The 2983-nt window shown below is 73.0% G+C and carries 1 protein-coding gene; it reads left to right on the top strand.

Annotation, left to right across the window (positions count from 1 at the left end):
• On the top strand, window positions 1-2983 hold a 2983-nt coding region (locus ACY34I_RS40250; RefSeq protein ID WP_462760785.1), incomplete at both ends, for an amino acid adenylation domain-containing protein.

The following is a 2983-nucleotide window of genomic DNA, read 5'->3' as shown; positions in this document are numbered from 1 at the left end:
CTATCTGCCGGTCGACCCGGGTTATCCGGCGGACCGGATCGGGTTCATGCTCACCGACGCCGCACCGCGCCTGATCGTCAGTGACCGGGCCACCTCGGCGCGGCTGCCGGACGCGGCGGACGTGGATGTGCTCAACCTTGATGACCCTGAGGTGGTCGCGTCGGTGGCCCGGCTGGACGGCAGCGGCCTGGGCGACGCGGACCGGCTGGCGCCACTGCTTCCTGCTCACCCTGCCTACGTGATCTACACCTCCGGGTCCACCGGGCGGCCCAAGGGCGTGGTGGTCAGCCACCGGGGCGTGGCGAGCCTGTCCGGGTTCCTGATCCGCACCTTCGAGATCGGGCCCGAATCACGGGTGGGGCAGGTGGCCTCGCTGAGCTTCGACGCGGCGGTCATGGAGCTGCTGATGTCGTTGCCCGCCGGGGCGGCGCTGGTCCTTCCCGAGCAGCGACAACTGGCCGGGGAGGTGCTCGCGGACACGCTGCGCGAGCTGCGGGCCAGCCATGCCCTGGTCGGGCCGGCCTCCCTGGCCGGGGCGACCACGGAGCAGCTGCCCGGGCTGGAGTGCCTGATGGTCGGCGGTGAGGCATGCTCGGCCGAGGTCGCCGCCGAGTGGTCGAGGGGCCGGCGGATGTTCAACGCCTATGGCCCGACCGAGGCGACGGTGTGCACGACGATGAGCGGGCCGCTGTCGGGAGGAGACACTCCGCCGATCGGCAGGCCGATCTGGAATGCCCGGGCGTACGTCCTGGACGGGCGGCTGAGGGCGGTGCCGCCGGGGGTGGCGGGGGAGCTGTACCTGGCCGGGCCGAGCCTGGCACGGGGATACCTGAACCAGCCCGGGCTGACCGCGCAGCGGTTCGTGGCCTGCCCGTTTGCGTCCGGTGAGCGGATGTACCGGACCGGAGACCTGGTGCGCTGGCGGGACGACGGCGAGCTGGAGTACCTGGGCCGGGTGGACGAGCAGGTCCAGGTCCGCGGCTTCCGGGTCGAGCCGGGCGAGATCGAGGCGGTGCTGGCCGGGCAGCCCGGGGTGGCCCGGGCCGTGGTGGTGATGCGGGAGGACCGCCCTGGGGACCAGCGCCTGGTGGGCTACGTCGTGCCCGCGGCGGGGAGCGAGCTGGACCCGGCCGGGATCCGGGCCGCCGCGGCTCAGGTGCTGCCCGTCTATATGGTGCCCGCCGCGGTGGTGGTCCTGGACGCGCTGCCGTTGACCGTGAACGGGAAGCTGGACCGGCGGGCGCTGCCGGCGCCGACGTTCGTCGGCGGGAGTGGCCGCGAGCCGTCCTCGCCCGCCGAGGAGCTCCTGTGCGAGCTGTTCGCCCAGGTCCTGGGGGTGGACCGGGTCGGGGTGGACGACAACTTCTTCGACCTGGGTGGGCACTCGCTGCTGGTGGCCCGGCTGATCAGCCGGGTGCGGTCGGTGCTGGGGGTGGAGCTGGAGATCCGGGCGGTGTTCGATCACCCGACGGTGGAGTTGCTGGCGCGGTCGCTGGACAGGGTCGGGGAGGCGCGGCCGCCGCTGGAGCCGGCGGACCGGCCGGAGCGCCTGCCGTTGTCGTTCGCGCAGCAGCGGTTGTGGTTCCTGGCACAGCTGGAGGGGCCGAGCACGACCTACAACGTGCCGTTCGCGTGGCGGCTGCGGGGGCGGCTGGACACCGATGCGCTGACCGCGGCGTTGGGTGACGTGGTCCGGCGTCACGAGACGTTGCGGACGATGTTCCCGGTGGTGGACGGGCAGCCGTACCAGCGGGTGGTCCCGGCCGCGCTGGCGGTGCCTGAGGTCACGGTGGTGCAGGCTGAGGAGAACGAGCTGGCCGCGCTCACCGGGCAGGCGTCCCAGTATGTGTTCGACCTGGCCGGCGAGCTGCCGGTGCGGGCGTGGCTGTTCGTGCTGGGGGCGGACGAGTGCGTGCTGGTGCTGCTGATGCACCACATCGCCAGTGACGGCTGGTCGGTCGGCGTGCTGCTGGGAGACCTGGAGCAGGCGTACGAGGCGCGGCTGGCGGGCCACGCGCCGGAGTGGACGGACCTGCCGGTGCAGTACGCGGATTACACGCTGTGGCAGCGCGGGCTCCTCGGCGGCGACCAGGACCGCGGCAGCGTGCTGGCCCGGCAGGTGGAGTACTGGCAGTCGGCGCTGGCCGGCCTGCCCGAGCGGCTGGAACTGCCGTTCGACCGGTCCCACCCGGCCTATCGCTCCTATCGCGGCGGGCAGGTCGCGGTGGACGTGGACGCGGAGGTGCACCGTGGGCTGGCGGAGCTGGCGCGTCAACACCAGGTGACGATGTTCATGGTGCTCCAGGCCGGGCTCGCGGTCCTGCTGTCCCGGTCCGGGGCCGGCACCGACATCCCGATCGGCGTGCCGGTGGCCGGCCGTGGTGGTGACGAGAGGCTGCATCACCTGGTCGGATTCTTCGTCAACACGCTGGTGCTGCGGACCGACCTGTCGGGCGACCCGAGTTTCGCGGAGCTGCTCCGCCGGGTCCGCGACCAGGACCTGGCCGCCTACGCCCACCAGGACGTCCCGTTCGAACGGCTGGTGGAAGTGCTGAACCCGGTCCGGTCGACCGCCCATCACCCGCTGTTCCAGGTGACGCTGGCCTCCGATGACGACACCAGCAGGGAGTGGCAGGTCCCCGGCCTGCAGGCCCGGAACCTGCCACTGCCGGAGCAGTCGGCCAAGTTCGACCTGTCGCTGACGTACCGGTCGCGGCACGAGTCGGACGGCACCCCGGGCGGGATCAGCGTCACGCTGGAGTACGCGGCGGACCTGTTCGACCCGGGCACCGCGCAAGCGCTGGCGGAGCGGCTGGTCCGGCTGCTGGGCCAGGTCGCCGCCGACCCGGGGCTGCGGGTCAGCGGCGTGGAGCTGCTGTCGGCGGCGGAGCGGGAACTGGTCGTCTCGCGGTGGAATGACACGGCGCGGGATGTGCCCGGGACGGTGCTGCCGGAGCTGTTCGCGGCGCAGGCGGCGCGGACG

The sequence above is a fragment of the Micromonospora sp. RTBAU3-60 genome (assembly GCF_054963695.1).
Note: the sequence above shows the minus strand (reverse complement) of the source record. Positions and strands in the feature narration are given on the sequence as shown.